Origin of the sequence: Fibrobacter sp. UWR4 (assembly GCF_003149045.1) — a bacterium.
Lineage (GTDB): Bacteria > Fibrobacterota > Fibrobacteria > Fibrobacterales > Fibrobacteraceae > Fibrobacter.
In genome coordinates this window covers 94,750-107,220 of record NZ_QGDU01000003.1, presented here as the reverse complement: position 1 = coordinate 107,220, position 12,471 = coordinate 94,750, and the positions used below count along the sequence as shown (strand labels likewise).

20 protein-coding genes are annotated in these 12,471 nt (G+C 51.2%); 19 read left to right on the top strand and 1 reads right to left on the bottom strand.

Annotation, left to right across the window (positions count from 1 at the left end):
- Window positions 1-33: 33 nt before the first annotated feature.
- The gene (locus tag BGX12_RS02225) at window positions 34-555 is read right to left on the bottom strand and encodes a hypothetical protein (protein ID WP_109734465.1); all 522 of its coding nucleotides are present in this window, start codon (window positions 553-555) and stop codon (window positions 34-36) included.
- Window positions 556-638: 83 nt separating this feature from the next.
- Here BGX12_RS02225 and BGX12_RS02220 point away from each other — a divergent pair, with 83 nt between their 5' ends.
- The 19 genes from BGX12_RS02220 to BGX12_RS02130 all read left to right on the top strand — a co-directional run bounded on the left by BGX12_RS02220 (window position 639) and on the right by BGX12_RS02130 (window position 12,433).
- Complete coding sequence (locus tag BGX12_RS02220; protein ID WP_101479434.1) at window positions 639-827, top strand: hypothetical protein; 189 nt, start codon at window positions 639-641, stop codon at window positions 825-827.
- Complete coding sequence (locus BGX12_RS02215) at window positions 820-1,557, top strand: BRO family protein (protein WP_109734464.1); 738 nt, start codon at window positions 820-822, stop codon at window positions 1,555-1,557. Before BGX12_RS02220 ends, BGX12_RS02215 begins: the two co-directional genes overlap by 8 nt.
- Window positions 1,558-1,561: 4 nt before the next feature.
- Window positions 1,562-1,849: a hypothetical protein gene (locus BGX12_RS02210; RefSeq protein ID WP_109734463.1), complete on the top strand. Its 288-nt coding sequence runs from the start codon at window positions 1,562-1,564 to the stop codon at window positions 1,847-1,849.
- Window positions 1,824-2,291, top strand: coding sequence for a 3'-5' exonuclease (locus BGX12_RS02205; protein WP_109734462.1), 468 nt, complete (start codon window positions 1,824-1,826; stop codon window positions 2,289-2,291). Before BGX12_RS02210 ends, BGX12_RS02205 begins: the two co-directional genes overlap by 26 nt.
- Before the next feature lie 91 nt (window positions 2,292-2,382).
- The gene (locus tag BGX12_RS02200) at window positions 2,383-2,574 is read left to right on the top strand and encodes a hypothetical protein (protein WP_109734461.1); all 192 of its coding nucleotides are present in this window, start codon (window positions 2,383-2,385) and stop codon (window positions 2,572-2,574) included.
- Window positions 2,575-2,578: 4 nt separating this feature from the next.
- Complete coding sequence (locus BGX12_RS02195; protein ID WP_109734460.1) at window positions 2,579-4,528, top strand: Mu transposase C-terminal domain-containing protein; 1,950 nt, start codon at window positions 2,579-2,581, stop codon at window positions 4,526-4,528.
- Window positions 4,529-4,829: 301 nt separating this feature from the next.
- Entirely contained in the window at window positions 4,830-5,726 is an 897-nt protein-coding gene (locus tag BGX12_RS02185; protein ID WP_101479440.1) for an AAA family ATPase, read from the top strand.
- Complete coding sequence (locus BGX12_RS02180; RefSeq protein ID WP_109734459.1) at window positions 5,726-6,193, top strand: regulatory protein GemA; 468 nt, start codon at window positions 5,726-5,728, stop codon at window positions 6,191-6,193. Before BGX12_RS02185 ends, BGX12_RS02180 begins: the two co-directional genes overlap by 1 nt.
- A 4-nt stretch (window positions 6,194-6,197) precedes the next feature.
- Window positions 6,198-6,848: a DUF3164 family protein gene (locus BGX12_RS02175; RefSeq protein ID WP_109734458.1), complete on the top strand. Its 651-nt coding sequence runs from the start codon at window positions 6,198-6,200 to the stop codon at window positions 6,846-6,848.
- A complete protein-coding gene (locus tag BGX12_RS15435; RefSeq protein ID WP_158278143.1) occupies window positions 6,841-7,014 on the top strand; it encodes a hypothetical protein in 174 nt (57 codons plus the stop codon). Before BGX12_RS02175 ends, BGX12_RS15435 begins: the two co-directional genes overlap by 8 nt.
- An 11-nt stretch (window positions 7,015-7,025) precedes the next feature.
- Window positions 7,026-7,169 carry a hypothetical protein gene (locus BGX12_RS15430; RefSeq protein WP_158278142.1) on the top strand — a complete coding sequence of 48 codons (144 nt, stop codon included), beginning with the start codon at window positions 7,026-7,028 and terminating at the stop codon, window positions 7,167-7,169.
- A gap of 172 nt (window positions 7,170-7,341) precedes the next feature.
- Complete coding sequence (locus BGX12_RS02170) at window positions 7,342-7,851, top strand: DUF1353 domain-containing protein (protein WP_158278141.1); 510 nt, start codon at window positions 7,342-7,344, stop codon at window positions 7,849-7,851.
- Between the two features lie 127 nt (window positions 7,852-7,978).
- Window positions 7,979-8,515, top strand: coding sequence for a peptidoglycan recognition family protein (locus BGX12_RS02165; RefSeq protein ID WP_109734456.1), 537 nt, complete (start codon window positions 7,979-7,981; stop codon window positions 8,513-8,515).
- Between the two features lie 204 nt (window positions 8,516-8,719).
- On the top strand, window positions 8,720-9,145 hold the full coding sequence (locus BGX12_RS02155) for a hypothetical protein (protein WP_109734454.1): 426 nt from the start codon (window positions 8,720-8,722) through the stop codon (window positions 9,143-9,145).
- The gene (locus BGX12_RS02150; RefSeq protein WP_109734453.1) at window positions 9,126-9,578 is read left to right on the top strand and encodes a hypothetical protein; all 453 of its coding nucleotides are present in this window, start codon (window positions 9,126-9,128) and stop codon (window positions 9,576-9,578) included. The genes BGX12_RS02155 and BGX12_RS02150 overlap by 20 nt, the downstream gene beginning before the upstream one ends.
- 66 nt (window positions 9,579-9,644) lie before the next feature.
- Entirely contained in the window at window positions 9,645-9,998 is a 354-nt protein-coding gene (locus tag BGX12_RS02145; protein WP_109734452.1) for an ASCH domain-containing protein, read from the top strand.
- A gap of 5 nt (window positions 9,999-10,003) precedes the next feature.
- The gene (locus tag BGX12_RS02140; protein ID WP_109734451.1) at window positions 10,004-10,786 is read left to right on the top strand and encodes a DUF3850 domain-containing protein; all 783 of its coding nucleotides are present in this window, start codon (window positions 10,004-10,006) and stop codon (window positions 10,784-10,786) included.
- Window positions 10,787-11,344: 558 nt separating this feature from the next.
- Window positions 11,345-11,755: a hypothetical protein gene (locus BGX12_RS02135; protein WP_146196222.1), complete on the top strand. Its 411-nt coding sequence runs from the start codon at window positions 11,345-11,347 to the stop codon at window positions 11,753-11,755.
- Between the two features lie 51 nt (window positions 11,756-11,806).
- Window positions 11,807-12,433, top strand: a complete 627-nt coding sequence (locus tag BGX12_RS02130; protein WP_109734449.1) for a hypothetical protein — start codon at window positions 11,807-11,809, stop codon at window positions 12,431-12,433.
- Window positions 12,434-12,471 lie beyond the last annotated feature (38 nt).

Here is a 12,471-nt window from a genome sequence, read left to right as displayed (position 1 = left end):
TGGCTTACCTCTCGATGTAGATGATGTTGCCGATTATGCGGTGGCTTGGGCGGGGGGCATGGGCGCGGTGGGTTCGTCGGTGGGTTCGGCTGTATCCAGGGGTTTCGGGGGTGCGTGGCGGGCGGATAGGCCCAGGGCGACGGTGAGGTTGAACAGGTTGACCAGCTGTTCAAGCGTGGGGGTGGAAGCACCTGTGCGCCAGGTGTCGAGGATGGCGGCGCTTACGCCCATGAGCTGCGCCAGGCGGGGTGCTGGCGTGTTGGATAGCTCTATGGCTCCGTCGATGTCAATGTTTAATTTTGTTTCAACATTGATTAATTCATCTTTGATTAATTCTTTGTTAATTGGAGACAACCATTCAAAAAAACCGACTTCATCAAGTCTTTCTCGCCAGGATGCTCCAAAAGGTCTCTTCCCAGATAGACTTTGCGTCAAATTTGGCTGACTTACGCCGATAGCTTTAGCGAAATTTTTCAACGTACCATAACGTTCGGAGGCGAATTTACGAACATCTTCTGAAGAAAAATTAATCTTTTGTGAATTTTCTCTTGACATTTGATTAATCTTTGATTAATTTTGGTTTTGTAGTGGTGATTAACACAACTACAAAAAACTAATAAAAAGGATAGCGAACCGAAATGGAAGCAAATCTTACTGTAACGAAAATTTCATGGACGGCTGCCGCTCAGGAAGTCTCCAAAAGGGCCGGAAAGGCCTACAGCGCCCAGTATATAAGGGAAGTGGCCACCGGATGGCGCAAGAACCTCCAGCTGGAACCCATCCTTAAAGAACTCAATCTCATCAAGAAGGAAACAGAAAATGCTTAAGTCCCCTATCGACATCGAAGAAGAAATTTCCACCGAAGGGGGGACCGATTTGGTCCACCCTTCCACCACCGAAAACGCCCTGGTGGAGGTCAAGGAAGAAGAACTTGACCAGAATACCGCCGAGGCCCTGCGCATCCGTTACCGCATGTTCAACGGCGAGGATATCCGCATGAGCGTGGACGAAAACAAGAATGTCTGGTTCGTGGCCGACGATGTGGTGAAGATTCTTGGCTACACCAAGGGAACCGCATCCGTCATCAAGCAGCACTGCAACAAGGTGTACGATACCGCTGAACTTGAAGACGGCAAGGAGCTTGCCAAGAAGATCACAGTGAAGACCAACGGCGGCACCCAGAGCATGATCGCCATTTCCGAACCGGACCTCTACCGCCTCATCATGCGGTCCCACATGCCGGAAGCCCGCAGCTTCGAAAAGTGGGTGGTTGAGGATGTGCTCCCTTCCATCCGCAAGACCGGCAAGTACAAGGTGAGCCGCAAGATCGACTACAAGCCCGCGGAACCCGCCCAGGTGGAGCCTTCCGAAGGTGTGGAGCCCGTGCAGCTGGAACTGTTCCCCTGCAATCTCCAGAGCGTGTCCTTCCCGCGTCCGCTTACCGACAAGATCAACGCCGCCAAGAAGCGTCTCTACGACCAGGGCCACACCTTCCCGAACAACAAGGAGTTCGTGAAGTTTTTGGTGGCCAAGGCACTCGAAACTCTGGAGGACTAGGGATATGAACTTTAACATGAATGAATATGTCTTGAAGAAGCTTGCAAGCGAGCCTGGTCACACGGTTCTCGAAAAGCAGCTCATCGTATATGCGCAGCATCTGTGCCAGCGCATCCACAAGCTCAACAAGGACAATGTGGAAGCGAAGTTCCTGTTCTACTCTATCCAGGCGAAGATGCTCAAGAATATGCCCTGGATCGTTGACGAGACCTTGAAGCATCTGGAAAAGAGCTGCCTTCCGCCCAAGGGCGAACGCGAAATGGAGGATGCAAATGTCAATCCAGGCTGTTGAGAACGTAATGGTGGATATCGAGACCCTTGGCACTTCTAGCGACTGCGTGATTCTTTCGGTGGGTGCCTGCGGCTATGACCGGGGCGGCGAACTCAAGAGTTTCTACGAGCACATCGCGATTGCCGACTCCCTGGACTATGGCTGCCAGGTGGATGCCGACACCTTGATGTGGTGGTTCCGCCAGGGCGAGGGTGCCCGCATGGCTATTGTCGATGGTCAGAAGAAGTCGCTCAGGCTCGATACGGTGCTTAAGGATTTCGCCATGTGGCTTGCCACCAACTTCACCGACAAGTTTACCATCTGGAGCAACGGCGCGAGCTTCGATATCCCGATTCTTGCGAACGCGTTCAGGAAGGCGGGCATGAATGTGCCCTGGAAGTTCTGGAACGAACGCTGCTTCCGTACCGTGAAGTCCATCTACAGCGACATCAAGCCGCCGTAACCGAGACTGCACACAATGCGCTGGACGATGCCACGAACCAGCTGCAACACTTGAACCTTATCATCAAGGCCATGGCCTAAGGAACTTGAACATGATTGATTCCACTCTTCTCAAATCTGAACAAGTGATTCCATACAAGATTGTCCGCGACAAGGTTTACCGCTGCGTCATCTGCGACGGTGTCTCCCATGTCACCGTGAACGGTGTGCGTACCTGCGGAAAGTGCATCCATAGCGGTGCGCTGCTCAATCATCTTATCAAGACCGGTGCAGTCCGCGGGTAGTCTTATGAAGCCGATTTGGATCAGTACGTCTAAGGTTTCCGAACTCCTTAAGATTTCCGAGAGGCATGTACGCAACAGGCTTTCTCTCTGGGAATACAAGTGGGAAGAGGAGAATGGCCGCAAGGTGATCAAGATCAATGCCAGGAGCCTTCCGAAGGAGGCTTGCGACCGCTATATCCTGGAGACGCTTCCCGAGGTGGAAGAGGTGCAGGCAGTGGCCCCTACCCAGGAGGATATCGAGTCCACCAACCGCGCCTATGAACGCGCCACAAGTCGAAGCAAGAAGAATTTCGACAAGTGGTCTGTCATCTTGTCAAAGTGCGAGGGCATCCAGGGCACGCGCGAGCTCGAAAGGTTCGTGGAGAGCTGGAACCAGAGCCACACCGACATGAAGACTTCGGTGCAGAGTATCTACCGCCAGCGTTCCGTCGTAGCAGACTTCGGCAAGATCGCCCTTATCAACCACCGCGAGATCATGGGCAGCACCGTGAAGGACCGCTGGTTCGACGACTTCAAACAGGCATACCTTACTGCAAACAAGCTCTCGGTATTTTCCGCCCGCATGATTGCGCTTGGCATGGCTATTGACCGCGGCGAAGTGAAGGGAGACAAGGATTTCCCGAGCAAGTCCGCCTTTACCCGCAGGCTCCAGCGTGAAGTTTCCCCGGATGTGATTTACTTTGCCCGCGAGGGTAAAAAGAAGTTCTACGACAACAAGGGCTACCACCTTGACCGCGACTATTCAGACATGAACGCGGGCCAGGTGTGGGTGGGCGATACCCGTACATGGGACGTTTTCGTGAAGGTCCCCGGCCAGGAAAAGCCCGCCACTTGCTACATCACCCTTTTCATGGATTTTCGTACCTATATGCCTATGGGCTGGTGCCTGCACCATACAAGCCCGGGCACCGAGAATACCTTACGCGCTATCCGCAACGGCATTGAACGCTATGGCCTGCCCGAAGAAATCTACGTGGATAACGGTCGCGAATACCGAAACAAGGATTTCTCCGGCCAGAGCCGTGGTCACAAGATCGTCGAAGACGAACAGTACACGGAATCCCTGGCAAGCCGTCTCGATATCAAGATGCACTTCGCCATCGTAAAGAACGCCCGTGCAAAGATCATTGAACGCCAGTTTTTGGTCATTAAAAACGGTTTTGATAGGCTGTTCAACAGCTTCAAGGGCGGTACCGTAGTCGAAAAGCCTGAGCCTTTGAAGGGTGTTCTCAAGAGTGGCGACTTCCTTACCTGGGACGAGTTCGCAAAGCTTGCCGACAGATACCTCCGCGAGGTTTTCCCCGGGCTTCCGTGCCAGGGCAAGGTTCACGAGGGTAAGACCCGCTCCGAACTCTGGAACGAGCTCATTGTAAAGCGCGAGCCTATGCGCCGTGTAAGCCGCGAGACCTTGTCTTTGCTCACGAGCAGGACTGTTTCCGGGAAGATTGTCCACATGGGTTTCCACATTGCCGCTTTGGATGCCTGGTACTGGGCCGAATGGATGCCGGTGTGGAAGGGCCGCGAAGTCATGCTTCGCTACGATCCTGACGATATGCGTGTTGCCTGGGCATACGATAGCCAGAGAAAGCTCATTGGCGAATGCACGCTGCAGCAGGCCGTGGGTGCCATGGTCAAGGATGACGATGCCATCGGCAAGGCACAGATCGCGGAAGGTGTCGCCCGCAAGCGTCACGAAGAAAATCTTCTCAAGGAGATTGTCCCGGAAATGACGAAGGAACAGGCAGAGGAATACATCGGGGCAATGCGCACCGCCGTTGGACCGCAGGACATCTTCATCCCGCAGGGGCCTACACACCTTACTCGCCACGACAAGGATTCATCTGTTCTCAAGGCAGACAAGTTGGTTGGCAATGCGGACTTTATCAATATGCTGGGTGAAGATTTCGAGGAAGAAGCACCTAGCGATCTCTGGGATGAACTTGCAAACGGTTAGGTTACTTTATGCAGCAGTTTGATAGTACGACACTTCTGAGAATCTACAGGGCTGTAGCCGGACCTACGCAAAAGAGGCACGTCGAAATGGCGCTCATGCTTATCAAAAACAAGGGTGTCGTACCTGTAGGGCCGAACAACCCGGAAGTAAGGACCTGGTATCGGGTCAAGAACGATATCAAGGAACTCCTGAAAGACCTTTAGAATTTCAAGCCGATGGAAGCATTTAAACCTTCTTTGTAGCCATTGTCATTACCGCTTCCGGAGGCTTACCATTTACACCAGAAACCATCGAGGATAGAATGGAAGCTACTATTGAAAATCTCAACGAATATATCGCAAAGACCGGCGCAAGCCAGACGAAGGTGGCCAAGGCTCTTGGCATTTCCGCAGCGACCCTCAGCTACTTCCTGAAGGGCACCTACACGGGTGACGTGGACGCAATCGTCGCAAAGGTCAAGGACTTCCTGGCAACGGAAGCGGAACGCGAACGCAGCCGCCAAAAGGACGGCATCATCCCCACCAAGACCTACAAGACCATCCACAAGTTCTGTTCCCTTGTGCTGACACACCAGGTATGCGGAATGCTCACCGGTGACGCGGGTTGCGGCAAGACCACGGCCCTCAAGGCATTTGCTAAGGCCCATCCCTCCGTCATCATGGTGGAAGCGGATCACGGCTATACCGCCAAGGCGCTCTTTGACGAACTCTGCGACATCCTTACCCTTGAAGGTCGCGGAAGCCTTCACGACAAGCTGAACCGCGTAAACCAGAAGCTGAAGGACTCCGGTCGTCTGATCATCATTGACGAAGCAGAACACCTGCCTTACCGTGCCCTGGAACTTATCCGCCGTGTGCATGACAAGGCGGGCGTGGGCATTGCCCTCTGTGGTATGCCCCGCCTCGAAAAGAACGTGCAGGGCGACCGTCAGCACTTCGCACAGCTCAACTCCCGCATTTCCGCCCCTTGCCGTGCAAAGCTCCTGGATAACGCCGATATCAAGGCCTACATCGAAAGCCGTTTCGGCCTGTACGAGGACAACGTGGTGGAACACGCCGCCAAGCTCTGCCGTCGCAACTTCCGTCTGCTTTCCCACCTTGTGCTCTGGAGTACCGAGGTAATGCGCAACAACGCCCGCGACACCCTCGATACAGAAATCCTTGATGCAGCATCCCAGATGCTTGTGGTGGCCCAGTAATGACTACCCCGGCAGACAAGAGGGCCGAGGACTTCAAGAAGATCCACGGCCTCGCAAGGCTCCTCGGTATGGATGACGATGCCTACAGGACAATGCTTATGGACCGGTACGGTGTCAAGAGTTCCAAGGACCTTTCGCCACAGACCAGGGCAGCACTCATAAGGCTTCTCCGTTCGCAGGTTGCAGGCAAGGCGCGAGGCTTTGCAGACTTAAGCGACCGGGCAAAGCACAAGGCCACACCGGCGCAGCTCAGGGCAATAGAAGCCATGTGGGCCAAAGTCTCCAGGGCGGAAACATCGGAGGCCCGCAAGAAGGCCCTGAACGCCTTCTGTGAAAGGCTCACTGGAGTGTCCTGCATCCAGTGGATAGGAAAGGCCGACGCAAAGACTCTAATCAAGGCCCTGGTGGCCATGGGGGCGACCCCTCCAGAACAATTCAACAAGAACAAACCCCAAACCGATAGGTAATACTATGGCAAAGAAAGACTCCCAGGGAAATTGGCTCGACGATCGCGGCCAGGCTGTTCCCGATAAGTACATCCCCGCTATCGACAAGAAGCGCGACGCACTTGTAGAAAGCATCATCAAGAGCGTTGTCAAGCTCTCCGAAAAGATGGCGACCGAAAAGGTGAAGATCGTCGCCTCCATTGACAAGTACCTTGACGAACTCGCAAAGGAAAACAAGGTCAAGGAAAAGTGGAAGGGCAATATCCTTCTCCAGAACTTCGACAAGAGCCTCTGCGTAGAGCGCCGCATTGACGACAACATCGGCTTCGATGAACGCCTGCAGATGGTCAAGACCATCGTGGACAAGTGGGTCGCAGGCCGTCTGAACGGCATCGACGAGAACCTCTCCAAGGTGATCACTCACGCCTTCAACGTGGATAAGCAGGGTCGCGTCAACACCGCCATGCTCCTGAAGCTCCTGCACCTCGAAATTGACGACAACGAATGGAAGAAGGCAATGAAGCTCTTGAAGGAATCCATCATCGTCAAGTCCACCAAGCAGTCCATAAACTTCAAGCGCAAGGTAGTAAAGGACTCCGGCGAAGCCTGGGAAAACATCGTCCTCAACTTCAACGACATTTCCCTGAACATCGAAAAGGAGGACAAGAATGCCTAATCCAGAAACTTACCGCACCCTTGACCTCTTTCGCGACCAGCTTGTTCTTGAAGCCGATTTTCGCTTTGGCTATGCCGTTGTACTCAAGCAGAACCAGGGAAAGCCCCTTGTTCGCGGAGTAGGAAGTACCCCTCAGAAGGCCGTCGAGGATCTTGCGAACCAGTGAGAGAAGGGCTAGTGACTAAATCCCAGCTTTTCCCCCTGCTGCTGATCATCCTTGACCTTTTGGCGGCCCTGGTCTATGGAATCGTGGACCACGATGCCCGCAAGGTCATCTACTGGGTGGCGGCGGCAATCCTTTCTATAACAGTGACCTTTTAGGTCTTTCGGGGTTGCAGTGGACACGGCGCGGTAGAGTGGACGCGCACGGCAGGGTTCGAGCCCCTGCACCTCAACTAATCTCCCTGGGCCGATGGCAGCATTTCTCCTTTCACCACACAACACACAACACATATACCGCTGCCGGAGGCCATTTCTTTTTCAAAGGACAACCATGAATCTTTATTACCGCCCGGACATCCCCACCTGGGAAAAGTACACCAAGAACACCGAGCTTTACAGCATCAAGAACAAGCTCCACATCGAAATCCAGGCCAAGAACATTCCCGGAACTCTTGTCTATGACATCATGCCCGGATTCTTCACTGACTTCCGTTCAGGTCCCTCCATCGTGAACCCCTTCATCCCGAAGATTGGCGACACGAAGACCGCCCTGGCTTGGCTTATCCACGATGTAAACTACCACGGATTCCTCAGCAAGAAATACGCAGACCTTCTCCTGCTTGAAATGCTTGAAAATGCAGGCATGGGCAAGGTCAAGAGGAACGCAGTTTACTACTCCGTCAAGTTCTTTGCAGGCTCCCACTACAGCAACCTCGACGACGATCAGGGCGACCTTTACAACCACAACAAGACCCTCGTAAGGATGCAGTGGCTTGACAACAAGGGTGCAACCATCAAGAGGTTCAACGGGAAAAGACTCATTTCAGCATACGCAGCATGACCAAGGAAACGCGCCAAAAGATTCAGAACTTTTTCATCAAGGCCTGGATGTTCATTTACTGCATTTCCTTTGTTGGAATGATCGTCCTGACCCTCTATCTCCTGCTAACAATCTAATGGAGGAACAAATGTCCAACAGTCCCCTGGTATCACACACCAACATAAGCCCAAGCAGGACCTCTCCGCGAAATCACGAAATCGATACGATCACCATCCACATCGTGGTGGGTCAGTCGAGTGTCGAAGCACTGGGCAAGCTCTTTGCAGATAAGAGTCGCAAGGCATCCAGCAACTACGGTATCGGCCCCGACGGTCGCATCGGCCTCTATGTCTCTGAAACCGACCGCAGCTGGTGCAGCTCCAACGCCGCCAATGATCACAGGGCGGTGACCATCGAGGTGGCAAGCGACACCAAGGTACCCTACGCCGTGACCGACGAAGCCTACGCAAGCCTCATCTACCTGGTGGCCGACATCTGCAAAAGGAACTACATCAAGAAACTCCGCTGGAGCCACGACAAGAAACTCATGGGCAAGGTGGACGAAGACGGTGAACTCAAGCAGAACATGACGCTTCATAAGTGGTTCGCCGCCAAGGAATGCCCCGGCGAATACCTTGAAGAACGGATGTTCGACATCGCCGCCAAGGTCAACGCCCTTCTGTAGGTTCTCCATGAACGACTACCAGGAAGAAATCCAGAAGTACAAGCGGCTTTTTACAGACCTTTCGGCAAGCTTCAAGACCCTTAAAACGGGGTTTAGGAACCTCCAGAGAAAGCTAAACGAAAGCGAAAGCATCCGTAAGCAGCAACACAACACCATACTCCAACTCAAACAGACGATCCGTGAACTACGGAAAGGAAAACAACCATGAATATTGAACTCAACAGAAAAAAGCTCAAGCAGCTGGCAAAGGAAGAAGGACACACCCTCTTCGAACAGACTCTTATCCGTTACGCCCTGAAACTGCATGAACGAATGGCGCTCAATAATGCCCATGAAAGCGAGCTTTTCCATAAGGCAAAATCCGCTTTTGAAACACTCCAGAAAATTTTTACCCCCCCCCCGCAAGATTTGTGCCAGGATGACGGTGTAAACTGGAAAGAAGTCGCAATCCGTTACAAGCAGGAAGCCGAACAATGGAAAGAGGAAAACCACAAGAACCTTATCGATGTGAACAGACTCCTCATTGAAAAGGACAATCACCTAAACGAAATCAAGCGCTTGGGCGCAGAGCTTTACAAGGCCAACTGCAACGAAATGAAAAACAGGGAAAATGAAACAGATCAAATCTGATGAAGAATTAGCTCGTTTGGATCAGATTTTTGCCGAGGTTGAGGCGGAGCTTCACGGCACCACCCCAATAACCCCGGCAATTTCCCAGGCAGAGCAGGATCAAATCAACCGCATCAACAAGGAAAAACGACTACTCGCGCAGGATCACAGCCAAATGGTATCGAACGCGGCCCAAATGCTCAAGGATGGTGCTTACAAGACCCGTTGGGAGAGAGTCCTTGCCGAAAAGTACATTGACCTGTACAATGTTGTTTTACCGAAAAAAGAAAAAGGTTTATCCGAGATCAACACGGAACTCAACCTTCTTAGAAACTTCACGAAGTCTGTTGCAATCCACCTCGAAAGAGCAGAACGGAGTGCAAAGGAGCAAGATAACCACCACTACTATAAAATATTCACCGAGATAGTCAAATCTCTACTCGAAAAACTATGACAATCCAAAGACCGTTTAGGCGGTCTTTTTTAACAAGAAAAGGCAAAAACTACGGCAGAAATACTCATGAGCATTCACGGCAAGTATGCCGACATGATCTTCAGCGGGGAAAAGACCGTCGAGCTTCGCAAGACGGCTCCAGTCTCCACGAACGATGAAATAACCGTCTATCTGTACAACACCGACACAAAGAGCGTTACCGGCAAAATGACCGTAAGCGACATTCGGGAACTTACCGAAATTACGGACAACCTGGCAGAATACGCCTGCCTTTCCGTTGAAAAAATCCAGGAATACAAGGGCGACGGAACTCTTTACGGCTGGTTTATCGAAGAAGCGGAAATCTTCGACGAAAGCCTTCGCCTTAAAGACTTTGACGCAAAAAGGGCCCCTCAATCCTGGCAATATATCAGGAGATAACCACCATGGAACACATCTTGAAAGTCAAGAAAAGGGAATTTGAAGCCCTTCTAAACGGCGAGCTTACCTTTATAATCTACAAGGTGGACCGCCTTTACACAACAGGCGACCGCCTCATCCTATTCGAGCTGGACAACGGCAAGGAAACAGGCCGAAGCCTCACCGTAAGGATCACCTTCATCTGCCATTCAGAGGACTCCGATGGCATCAAGGACGACTACTGCGCGGTAAGTGTCAAGAGAAGCGGCAAGAACACCCGCACAAATTCCGGGAATAAGCCTTCAAGCGAAGCAGAAGCCATCGAATACGCCCTGAGCATCGGACGATCCGAAGACTGCGCCAAGCGATTCTACAACTACTATGCCATGAGCGGCTGGAAAATGAAGAACGGCATTCCTCTGGCCGATTGGAAAGCAGCCCTCAGGAACTGGAAGGACTTCAGCGCAAGCAAACCCCAGAACACCGAAGAAACCGCCCAGCTAGAACTCCTGCTGCCCTTGCTCCTCAAGAAAACGGCAGACCTGGCAAAGCAAAAAAAAGACCTCACATTTAAAGACCCAGCCATCGGCACCGTCCTCAGCTTCTATGGCTTTGAACGCTTTGAATATCCCTTCAACGCCTTCGAAGTAAAAGAAATGGTCAAGAAATACCAGACATCAAAGAACCTTGGAACAGGCTGCCCAAACATGAGATCACCCAATCCATACGGCAAAGGAACACTCCAGGTTCCAACCATCGAAGAATACAGCCAGCTACTCAAACGAAAAAAAGAAACTCAAACCAAGTAACAATAAGAAAAGCCACGGTTCCACCCGTGGCCATTTTGTTGATGGTGTCAGAGATCGGCCTAAACCGAATGGACGTCTACTTCCCAAAAAGAGAATACTCTGTAATCAACATTTCGTCCTTATCACAAAATATACATTAACAAAGCCAAGGTTTCAACCCGGGCTTTTATGTTAAGTTTTCTGCGATTTTTTAACATTAAATTTTCTCTCACGAAACCGATTCAAGTAAAAAAGTGTTCCTCTTGAAATTTCCTCACCCCCTAAATTCAACAGACATTCAAAACGCCTAAAACAAACAAAAAAAGCCCATTCAAGGGCTTTTCAGTAAATTTCAATTTCGTGAGAGAAAAATGCACGTCTTAACGCAAATCGGCAAATTTAGCGAAAAAACGGCAAAATTCATCAGCACATAATTTTCCACCTAAATGAGAGAAATTTCAAGGCAAAAACGGCCAAAACAAACAAAAAAGGCCAATTTACCAAAGCATTTCCTCACGATTCTTTCTCTCATTTATTCCGCTTTGGCATACCGAAGGTGTGCTGGCCGCATACGACGCTATGAAACTCTACGATTTCACCGGCTCCAGCATTATGACATTCATTAATGCGAAAATCAGGTTTGCATTCATGACTCTGAAGAGAAATAACGCTACCCACAGTGAACGCTATGTCATCGATAACGGTGATCTGGCAGAATCTCTGGAAGCTCCCGCAGAAGATTCTAGTCAGGTCTATTTTAAGGACAGTCTCGAAAAAGTGCTGGAAGCTCTGGACCCGAACTCTACCGAATGGTCTGTAGCCAGACTGTTCTATAACGCCATGGTCCGCGGGGTTAAAAGCCCCATTAACTATGTGGCGGAACAGACCGGCTACACCACTGTCGGAATCCGAAACATTCTGAAAAGGACATCTCATATGCTGCCGCAGCAGCTGTCCGGCGAAATCCAGACCATGCTCATGGCTGCATAACAGCCCCAAAGGCCCCATTTTTTGAGCGATTCGTACCACGCGAGGCAATTTATGAATACTTACGATTTATTAGACGCTAATGGAAATGTTGTTTTTGTGGAAAACGGCAGGAAAGTTCTGCTGGACACAGGTTGCCCCCTGTCCGAATACCCGAAACACATGATCAACTCCAATGTTTTCGAGAATGTTGGCCATGTTATTGCCGAAGTTCGTGGTTATCCCCGTCTGTGCGACTACGATATCCTTATTGATCTGCCCGGGAAAAAGCTCTACATAGATACAAACCCCATCGCCTTTGAGGGGACCGCGGTAAATTACCGTCTCATCAACAACTCGATCCGAATGGAAATGACTGCCAACGGCAAGGAACACGTCTTCATTTTTGACACAGGAGCACCCCACTCCTACGTAGACGAATCCTGGATTCCTCCTGAAATTTTGACAGCAGGCCCCACCCGTTACGTCAAGGATTACAACCCCATGCTCGGTCGCCTTGAATCCCCCGCCTACAACGTCCCCGTTACTTTCGCAGGCAAAACCTACATCACAGAGCTATGCCTGCCGCCGCAACACGTTCGTAACGGACTCCAAGGAATTGGAGGAGTCCTGGGCGGAGCCCTCCTGAACCATTTCAAGATCCTCATTGATTTCAGGAATCAACGAGTGATCTGCCAATAACGAAGGTATGGAACTACTGATCCTTACAATGAAATAAA

Bases quoted from the DNA above. Each gene is read 5' to 3' on its own strand.
- BGX12_RS02165 (WP_109734456.1), top strand. From the start codon at position 7,979: ATGTCCAACAGTCCCCTGGTATCACACACCAACATAAGCCCAAGCAGG.
- BGX12_RS02150 (WP_109734453.1), top strand. From the start codon at position 9,126: ATGAAACAGATCAAATCTGATGAAGAATTAGCTCGTTTGGATCAGATT.
- BGX12_RS02225 (WP_109734465.1), bottom strand. From the start codon at position 555: ATGTCAAGAGAAAATTCACAAAAGATTAATTTTTCTTCAGAAGATGTT.
- BGX12_RS02155 (WP_109734454.1), top strand. From the start codon at position 8,720: ATGAATATTGAACTCAACAGAAAAAAGCTCAAGCAGCTGGCAAAGGAA.
- BGX12_RS02140 (WP_109734451.1), top strand. From the start codon at position 10,004: ATGGAACACATCTTGAAAGTCAAGAAAAGGGAATTTGAAGCCCTTCTA.
- BGX12_RS15435 (WP_158278143.1), top strand. From the start codon at position 6,841: ATGCCTAATCCAGAAACTTACCGCACCCTTGACCTCTTTCGCGACCAG.
- BGX12_RS02205 (WP_109734462.1), top strand. From the start codon at position 1,824: ATGCAAATGTCAATCCAGGCTGTTGAGAACGTAATGGTGGATATCGAG.
- BGX12_RS02210 (WP_109734463.1), top strand. From the start codon at position 1,562: ATGAACTTTAACATGAATGAATATGTCTTGAAGAAGCTTGCAAGCGAG.
- BGX12_RS02180 (WP_109734459.1), top strand. From the start codon at position 5,726: ATGACTACCCCGGCAGACAAGAGGGCCGAGGACTTCAAGAAGATCCAC.
- BGX12_RS02185 (WP_101479440.1), top strand. From the start codon at position 4,830: ATGGAAGCTACTATTGAAAATCTCAACGAATATATCGCAAAGACCGGC.
- BGX12_RS02220 (WP_101479434.1), top strand. From the start codon at position 639: ATGGAAGCAAATCTTACTGTAACGAAAATTTCATGGACGGCTGCCGCT.
- BGX12_RS02170 (WP_158278141.1), top strand. From the start codon at position 7,342: ATGAATCTTTATTACCGCCCGGACATCCCCACCTGGGAAAAGTACACC.
- BGX12_RS02175 (WP_109734458.1), top strand. From the start codon at position 6,198: ATGGCAAAGAAAGACTCCCAGGGAAATTGGCTCGACGATCGCGGCCAG.
- BGX12_RS02145 (WP_109734452.1), top strand. From the start codon at position 9,645: ATGAGCATTCACGGCAAGTATGCCGACATGATCTTCAGCGGGGAAAAG.
- BGX12_RS02215 (WP_109734464.1), top strand. From the start codon at position 820: ATGCTTAAGTCCCCTATCGACATCGAAGAAGAAATTTCCACCGAAGGG.
- BGX12_RS02130 (WP_109734449.1), top strand. From the start codon at position 11,807: ATGAATACTTACGATTTATTAGACGCTAATGGAAATGTTGTTTTTGTG.
- BGX12_RS02200 (WP_109734461.1), top strand. From the start codon at position 2,383: ATGATTGATTCCACTCTTCTCAAATCTGAACAAGTGATTCCATACAAG.
- BGX12_RS02195 (WP_109734460.1), top strand. From the start codon at position 2,579: ATGAAGCCGATTTGGATCAGTACGTCTAAGGTTTCCGAACTCCTTAAG.
- BGX12_RS02135 (WP_146196222.1), top strand. From the start codon at position 11,345: ATGAAACTCTACGATTTCACCGGCTCCAGCATTATGACATTCATTAAT.